Origin of the sequence: Corynebacterium sp. (genome assembly GCF_030535495.1) — a bacterium.
Taxonomy (GTDB): domain Bacteria; phylum Actinomycetota; class Actinomycetes; order Mycobacteriales; family Mycobacteriaceae; genus Corynebacterium.
This window is the reverse complement of the sequence record NZ_JAUNRW010000010.1, coordinates 33,497-41,066: the sequence shown is the minus strand read 5'-3', so window position 1 is coordinate 41,066 and position 7,570 is coordinate 33,497. Positions and strand designations below refer to the sequence as shown.

6 protein-coding genes and 1 pseudogene are annotated in these 7,570 nt (G+C 68.6%); 6 read left to right on the top strand and 1 reads right to left on the bottom strand.

Annotation, left to right across the window (positions count from 1 at the left end):
• Positions 1-175: pseudogene (locus Q4F73_RS02700) on the bottom strand (exodeoxyribonuclease III); the annotation flags it as partial.
• Positions 176-293: 118 nt separating this feature from the next.
• Here Q4F73_RS02700 and Q4F73_RS02695 point away from each other — a divergent pair.
• The 6 genes from Q4F73_RS02695 to Q4F73_RS02670 all read left to right on the top strand — a co-directional run bounded on the left by Q4F73_RS02695 (position 294) and on the right by Q4F73_RS02670 (position 7,465).
• Positions 294-1,346: an iron-siderophore ABC transporter substrate-binding protein gene (locus Q4F73_RS02695; RefSeq protein WP_303357808.1), complete on the top strand. Its 1,053-nt coding sequence runs from the start codon at positions 294-296 to the stop codon at positions 1,344-1,346.
• A 47-nt stretch (positions 1,347-1,393) separates the two neighbouring features.
• The gene (locus Q4F73_RS02690; RefSeq protein ID WP_303357810.1) at positions 1,394-2,368 is read left to right on the top strand and encodes an iron ABC transporter permease; all 975 of its coding nucleotides are present in this window, start codon (positions 1,394-1,396) and stop codon (positions 2,366-2,368) included.
• A gap of 83 nt (positions 2,369-2,451) precedes the next feature.
• Positions 2,452-3,417, top strand: a complete 966-nt coding sequence (locus Q4F73_RS02685; protein ID WP_303357809.1) for an iron chelate uptake ABC transporter family permease subunit — start codon at positions 2,452-2,454, stop codon at positions 3,415-3,417.
• Positions 3,414-4,256, top strand: a complete 843-nt coding sequence (locus Q4F73_RS02680) for an ABC transporter ATP-binding protein (protein ID WP_303357807.1) — start codon at positions 3,414-3,416, stop codon at positions 4,254-4,256. Before Q4F73_RS02685 ends, Q4F73_RS02680 begins: the two co-directional genes overlap by 4 nt.
• Complete coding sequence (locus Q4F73_RS02675; protein WP_303357806.1) at positions 4,253-5,152, top strand: siderophore-interacting protein; 900 nt, start codon at positions 4,253-4,255, stop codon at positions 5,150-5,152. The genes Q4F73_RS02680 and Q4F73_RS02675 overlap by 4 nt, the downstream gene beginning before the upstream one ends.
• A gap of 99 nt (positions 5,153-5,251) precedes the next feature.
• Positions 5,252-7,465, top strand: coding sequence for an NADP-dependent isocitrate dehydrogenase (locus Q4F73_RS02670; RefSeq protein ID WP_303357805.1), 2,214 nt, complete (start codon positions 5,252-5,254; stop codon positions 7,463-7,465).
• Positions 7,466-7,570: the final 105 nt, after the last annotated feature.

Genomic DNA, 7,570 nt, shown 5'->3' with positions numbered 1-7,570 from the left:
GCGCCGGCTGGAGGGCCGCGACGGACTCCTCGACGGTGGCGCGTACCTCCTGGAGGAGCACCACCTCGGCCGGGGACTGCGACAGCCAGGCCAGCATGCCGGGATTGTCGTCGTTGCGCTGCTTGACGGCGGCGCGGATTCCATTGACGTTGACGGAGGCGATGGTCAGGCTCATTGGGATCACTGTAGTCGGGGGACACTGACGGGCAATCTCGCCGCCTTCCTTTCCGCATCACGTCATGCTAGGTTAGCGAAGCCTTACCTAATGACCCCTGGTACCCGAAAGGACCACCGTGCCCGCCCTCCCCCGCCGCCGCTTCCTCACCGGCACTCTCACCTGCCTCCTCACCGCGGTCACGCTCAGCTCCTGCACCGCCAATGACACCCCCACCGCCGACCCTGCCGAAACCGACACCGCTGCCGCGGGCTTCCCCACCACCGTCGAGCACGCCTTCGGCACCACGACCATCGAGGCAACGCCCGAACGGGTGGCCACCCTCGGCTGGGCCAACCACGAAGTTCCGCTAGCCCTGGGCATCGTCCCGGTCGGCATGTCGAAGGCCACCTGGGGCGACGATGACGGCGACGGCATCCTCCCCTGGGTCGAGGACAAACTCAGCGAACTCGACGCCCCCACCCCTGTGCTTTTCGACGAAACAGACGCCGTCCCCTTCGAGCAGATCGCCGACACCCGACCAGACGTCATCCTCGCCGCCTACTCCGGCATCACGCAGGACGACTACGACAAACTGAGCAAGATCGCCCCCGTCGTCGCCTACCCCGGCATCCCGTGGGGCACCTCCCTGGAAGACATGATCACCCTGGACTCCGCCGGGCTGGGACTCCGTGAGGACGCCGACCGACTCAACGCCCAGCTCGCCGACGAGGTGGACACCGCCCTCGACGCCCACCCGCAGTTGCGCGAGGCCAAGGTCCTGTTCACCTCCTTCGGCGGCCAGAACGACCTGTCCACCATCGGCTTCTACAGCACGCAGGATCCGCGCGCCGGCTTCCTCGCCGACGCCGGCATCGGTGTCCCGGAGGTGGTGCGCGCCGAGAGCACCACGGCCGAGAAGTTCTGGATCGAACGCTCTGTGGAGGACGTCGAATCCTTCCGGGACGTGGACCTCATCGTCTCCTACGGCTCCGATGACCCGGCCGAGAACCAGGCCACCCTCGAGACACTGCAGGCCCATCCCCTCATGGGCAAGATCCCCGCGATCCGGGACGGGCACGTCGCCTTCCTGGGCACCGGCCCCCTCTCCGCCGCGGCCAACCCCTCCCCGTTGTCCATCCCGTGGGGCATCCACGACTACGTCGCCCTGCTCGCCGACGCCCTGAAATAGCGCCCGTGCAGACCGCCTCCACCCGCCTGCTCATCCTCGGCGGCCTCATGGCCGCATTGACGCTGAGCGTTGTGGCCTCGGTGGCCTTCGGCGCCCGCGACATCGACGCCGCCGCCGCCTGGGCCGCCCTCCTCGGCCACACCGAGACCATCGACCAGGCCGCCGCCACCCAGCGCCTGCCCCGCACAGCACTGGCGGTGCTCGTCGGCGCGGCCCTGGCCATCGCCGGGACGTCCATGCAGGCGATCACCCGTAATCCCCTGGCCGACCCCGGCATCTTCGGGGTGCTCTCCGGCGCCGCCCTGGCCGTGGTCATCGGCATCGCCTTCTTCGGCCTCAGCGCCACCGTGCCCACTTTCCTCGTCTCCATCCTCGGCTCAGCGGTGGCGGCGGTGTTCGTCTATGTCGTGGGATCGCTGAGCAGCCCCGGAGGGTGGCGGGGCGGCGGGCCTTCACCGATGACCCTGGCGCTGGCCGGGGCCGCCACGGCGGCCGCCGCCAGTTCCTTGGTCAGCGCGGTGCTGCTGCCGCGCGTCGAGGTCATGGACACCTTCCGTTTCTGGCAGATCGGTTCCGTCGGCGGCGCCAGCTTCGACCACCTCTCCCTGGGGATCCCCTTCCTCCTGGTCGGCACCCTGTTGTGTGTCATCAGCGCCGGCGGACTCAACGCCCTGGCGCTGGGCGACGACATCGCCGCCGGGCTGGGCACCCACCCGGCTGTCACCCGGCTGCTCGCCGCCCTCGGGGCGGTCATCCTGTGCGGCACGGCCACCGCCCTGGCCGGCCCGATCGGCTTCGTGGGGCTCATAGTGCCGCACCTGTGCCGACTCATCGTGGGCACCGACCACCGCTGGCTGCTGCCCGCCTCGGCGTTGGCAGGCGCGGTATTGCTCGTCGGCGCCGACACCGTGGGACGGGTCATCGCCCGTCCCAGCGAAATCGCCGTGGCCATTCTCACCCCGGTCCTGGGGGCACCCCTGTTCATCTGGATCGTCCGTCGACAGAAAGTCCGTGACCTGTGAGCATCCACCCCACCACGACCGCTGACGTGCTCCCGGCCCTCACCGCGGCGCGGGCCCGTCGTCGTGCCCGTTACCGGCGTCGCCTGCTGTACCTGTCGCTCCTGCTCACGGCACTGGTGGGCACGGGTCTCATGGTCGGCGACACCTTCTACACCCCGCTCGACATCGCGCGCGTCATCATCGGCCAGCAGGTTCCCGGCGCCTCCTACACCGTGGGCGAGCTCCGCTTGCCCCGCACCGCACTGGCGGTGCTCGCCGGATGCGCCTTCGGCGTCTCCGGGGTGGTGTTCCAGACCCTGCTGCGCAATCAGCTGGCGTCGCCGGACATCATCGGCATCTCCTCCGGCGCGGGCGCGGCGGGAGTGGTGAGCATCGTGTTCTGGCATCTCAACCAGGCCGCGGTGTCTGCGTTCTCGCTGTTGGCGGCCCTACTCGTCGCCGGCGTCATCTATCTGCTCTCGATCCGGCACGGATTCACGGGCTCGCGCCTGATCCTCATCGGCATCGGCGTCGCCGCCCTGCTGCAGTCTGTGGTCACCTACTCGTTGTCCCGCGCGGCCGCCTGGGATCTGCCCACCGCCACCCGATGGCTGACCGGATCGCTCAACGCCGCCAGTTGGCCGTGGGTAGTGCCGGTCGCCGTGTCCGTGGCAGTGATGGTGCCGTTGGTCATCGCGCTCGACCACCGGCTCGGGGTGCTGCGCATGGGCGATGACCTCGCCGCTGGGCTGGGGGTGCCGGTTGCGGCCACCCGCATCACCGTCATCGTCGCGGCCGTGGCACTCATCGCGGTGGCCACCGCCGCCTGCGGCCCCGTGGCGTTCGTCGCCTTCATGTCCGGGCCTATCGCGATGCGCCTGGTGGGCCCGGCAGCCTCCCCGGTCCCGGCCGCCGCGCTCGTGGGGGCGCTGCTCATGCTCGGCGCGGACCTCATCGGCCAGTTCGCGCTGGGCACCCGCTACCCCGTCGGCGTCATCACCGGACTCATCGGCGCCCCCTACCTCATCCTGCTGCTCATCTGCTCCCGACGATTGGGATCCTCCACATGACCTTTTCACACACCCTCAGCACCCGCCAGGTGTCGCTGTCCTACGGAGACCGACAGGTGCTCGCCGGCCTCGACGTCGACATCCTGCCCGGCGCGGTCACCGCCATAATCGGCGGCAACGGCTGCGGCAAATCCACCCTGCTCCGCGCCCTGTCCCGCCTCCTGCACCCCACCGCGGGGCAGGTGCTTCTCGACGCCGCCCCCATCACCGACCTACCCGCCCGCCAGCTCGCCCGCCTCCTCGGACTGCTGCCGCAGTCCCCGCTCGCCCCGGAGGGCATCACCGTCGCCGACCTGGTCGGCCGCGGGCGCACACCCCACCAGGGTCTGTTCGGACGATGGTCGGCGCGCGATCACGACATCGTCGCCCGCGCCCTCGTGGACACGGGCATCGCCGATCTGGCGGAGCGCAGTGTCGACGAACTCTCCGGCGGGCAGCGTCAAAGGGTGTGGATCGCCATGGCCCTGGCCCAGGACACCGACATCCTCCTGCTGGATGAACCGACGACCTACCTCGACATCGCCCACCAGGTGGAGATCCTCGATCTGCTGCGCACCCTCAACGCCACACGCGGCACCACCGTGGTCATGGTGCTCCACGATCTCAACCTCGCCTCCCGCTACTGCGACCGGCTCGTCGCCCTGGCCAACGGCCGCGTCGTCGCCGCCGGCACTCCCGCCGAGGTGATCACCCTGGACGTCATCCGGGAGGTCTTCGACCTGGAGTCCCACATCCTGCGCGACCCGGTCTCCGCGACACCCCTTGTCGTGCCCATCGGCCGGCACCGGGCACTGTCCGCCTCCACCGCTACCAGCGCCACCAGCGAGGCCACCGCGTGAGTTTCCGACCTTTTCACCTCCACGTCCACGACACGCAGCGCCTGAGCCCCCACTTCATGCGCATCACGCTCAGCGGCGACCCCCTCCGCCACTTCCGCGCCGCTGGGCCCTTCTTCGACCAACGCATCAAGGTGCTCTTCCCCACCTCCCGCGGAACGCTTCCGCTCCTTGACCCGGCGGCCGACTGGTACGCCCAGTGGTCCGTCCTCCCCGAGGAGGAACGGGGGCACATGCGCAGCTACTCCGTCCGCGATCTCTACGACAGTGGCCAACAGCGATTCCTGGTCATCGACTTTGTCCTGCACCTGCAGGACGGCGCCACGGGACCCGCCGCCCAGTGGGCGCACGCCGCTCGCCCCGGCGACCCGATCATCATCGTCGGGCCCGGCGTCGACACGCCCGCCGGGGCGGGCATCGAGTTCCTTCCCGGGGATGCTTCCGCCATCACGCTGGTCGGGGACGAGACGGCTGTGCCAGCCATGGCGCGCATTCTCTCCGATCTTCCGGACACCGCCCGGGGCAGCGTCGTCGTGGAGGTACCCACCGACGCGGACATCCTGCCCGTGACCGCCCCGGAGTCCATGCGCATCACCTGGCTGCCCCGGCAGGGTCAGGCTCCCGGACAGAGAATTCTCGAGCACTTCGGCACCCACGGCGTGGAGCCGGCGGCCGAGGATCTGGTATGGGAGACCCCGCAGTTCTCCTCCTCCGGCGAGCAGCTGGACGACCGCGGTGGCGTCGATAAGCTCAGCCCGGTCCGGAGCTACTTCTGGATCGCCGGCGAATCCGGGATGGTCACCTCCCTGCGGCGACATCTGGTGCGCGGGCTGGAGGTGGAACGGTCGCAGGTGGCGTTCATGGGCTACTGGAAACAGGGCGTGTCAATGCGGGGCTAAGGGAGATATCCCACTGCCTCCCCTACACCCGAGGCTGTGACAACAGGTATCCTTGGCCGTTGACACAGCCGATATTAGAAGAAAGCGTTAGGGAGATACATGGCAAAGATCATCTGGACCCGCACCGACGAGGCCCCGCTGCTCGCGACCTACTCGTTCAAGCCTGTGGTGGAGGCCTTCGCCGGCACCGCGGGGATTGACGTCGAGACCCGCGACATCTCCCTGGCCGGCCGTATCCTGGCGCAGTTCCCGGACCGCCTCACCGAGGAGCAGCGCATCGACGACGCTCTCACCGAGCTCGGCGAGCTGGCCAAGACTCCGGAAGCCAACATCATCAAGCTGCCGAACATCTCCGCCTCCGTACCGCAGCTCAAGGCTGCCATCAAGGAGCTGCAGGAGCAGGGCTACGACCTGCCCGAGTACGTCGACTCCCCGCAGACCGAGGAGGAGAAGGACGCCCGGAAGCGCTACGACTCCGTGAAGGGTTCCGCCGTGAACCCCGTGCTGCGTGAGGGCAACTCCGACCGCCGCGCGCCGGAGGCCGTGAAGAACTTCGTCAAGAAGAACCCGCACCGCATGGGCGAGTGGTCCGCCGACTCCAAGACCAACGTCGCCACCATGGACGCCGATGACTTCCGCCACAACGAGCAGTCCGTCATCCTCCCGGCCGAGGACACCCTCTCCTTCATCCACGTCGCCGCCGACGGCACCGAGACCCAGCTGCGCGATGACCTCAAGGTCCAGGCCGGCGAGGTCGTCGACGGCACCGTCATGCGCGCCGACGCCCTCAAGTCCTTCCTCGACGACCAGGTCAAGCGCGCCCAGGCCGAGGGCATCCTCTTCTCCGTGCACCTCAAGGCCACCATGATGAAGGTCTCCGACCCGATCATCTTCGGCTACGTCGTCCGCTCCTTCTTCTCCGAGGTCTTCGACAAGTACGGCGATGAGCTGCTGGCTGCCGGCCTCGACGGCGAGAACGGCCTCGGCTCCATCTACTCCGGCCTGGAGAAGCTGGACAACGGCGAGGAGATCCGCGCCGCCTTCGACGAGGCCCTGGCCAACGGCCCGGACCTGGCCATGGTCAACTCCGACAAGGGCATCACCAACCTGCACGTGCCCTCCGACGTCATCGTCGACGCCTCCATGCCGGCCATGATCCGTACCTCCGGCCAGATGTGGAACAAGAACGACGAGACCCAGGACACCCTGGCCGTCATCCCGGACTCCTCCTACGCCGGCATCTACCAGGCCGTCATCGAGGACTGCAAGGCCAACGGCGCCTACGACCCGACCACCATGGGCACTGTCCCCAACGTCGGCCTCATGGCCCAGAAGGCCGAGGAGTACGGCTCCCACGACAAGACCTTCAAGATCGCCGCCGACGGCAAGGTCGAGGTCCGCAATTCCGCCGGTGAAGTCCTGCTCGAGCACGAGGTCTCCGAGGGTGACATCTGGCGCGCCTGCCAGACCAAGGACGCCCCGATCCAGGACTGGGTCAAGCTGGCCGTCGACCGCGCCCGCATCTCCGGCATGCCGGCCGTCTTCTGGCTCGACCCGGAGCGCGCCCACGACCGCAACCTCACCTCCCTGGTGGAGAAGTACCTGGCCGACCACGACACCGAGGGCCTGGACATCCGCATCCTCTCCCCGGTCGAGGCCACCAAGCTCTCCGTCGAGCGCATCCGCCGCGGCGAGGACACCATCTCCGTGACCGGTAACGTCCTGCGTGACTACAACACGGACCTCTTCCCGATCCTCGAGCTGGGCACCTCCGCCAAGATGCTCTCCGTCGTCCCGCTCATGGCCGGTGGCGGCCTCTTCGAGACCGGTGCCGGTGGCTCCGCCCCGAAGCACGTCCAGCAGGTGGAGAAGGAGAACCACCTGCGCTGGGATTCCCTCGGTGAGTTCCTCGCCCTGGCCGAGTCCCTGCGCCACGTCGCCCGCACCCAGGACAACGCCCAGGCCGCCGTCCTGGCCGACGCCCTGGACAAGGCGACCGAGAAGCTGCTGGCCGAGGGCAAGTCCCCGTCCCGCAAGGTCGGCGAGATCGACAACCGTGGCTCCCACTTCTACCTGGCCTCCTACTGGGCCGAGGAGCTGGCCGCGCAGACCGAGAACGCCGAGCTGGCCGAGACCTTCGCCCCGGTCGCCGAGGCCCTGTCCGCCGAGGCCGCGACCATCGACCAGGAGCTCATCGACAACCAGGGTTCCGCCGTGGACCTGGGCGGGTACTACAACCCGTCCGACGACAAGACCTCCGGGGTCTTGGGTCGGCCGTCGATGTTCAACGTGATCTGCGACGGCCTTAATTAACACCGGCGTATCGACACCGCGGGGGCGGGGTTTCCGGGGCCACGGCGGTGTTTTTATTCAACGGTTGATCACGGGCATTCCGCCAAAAATAGACAGAGCGGTTTA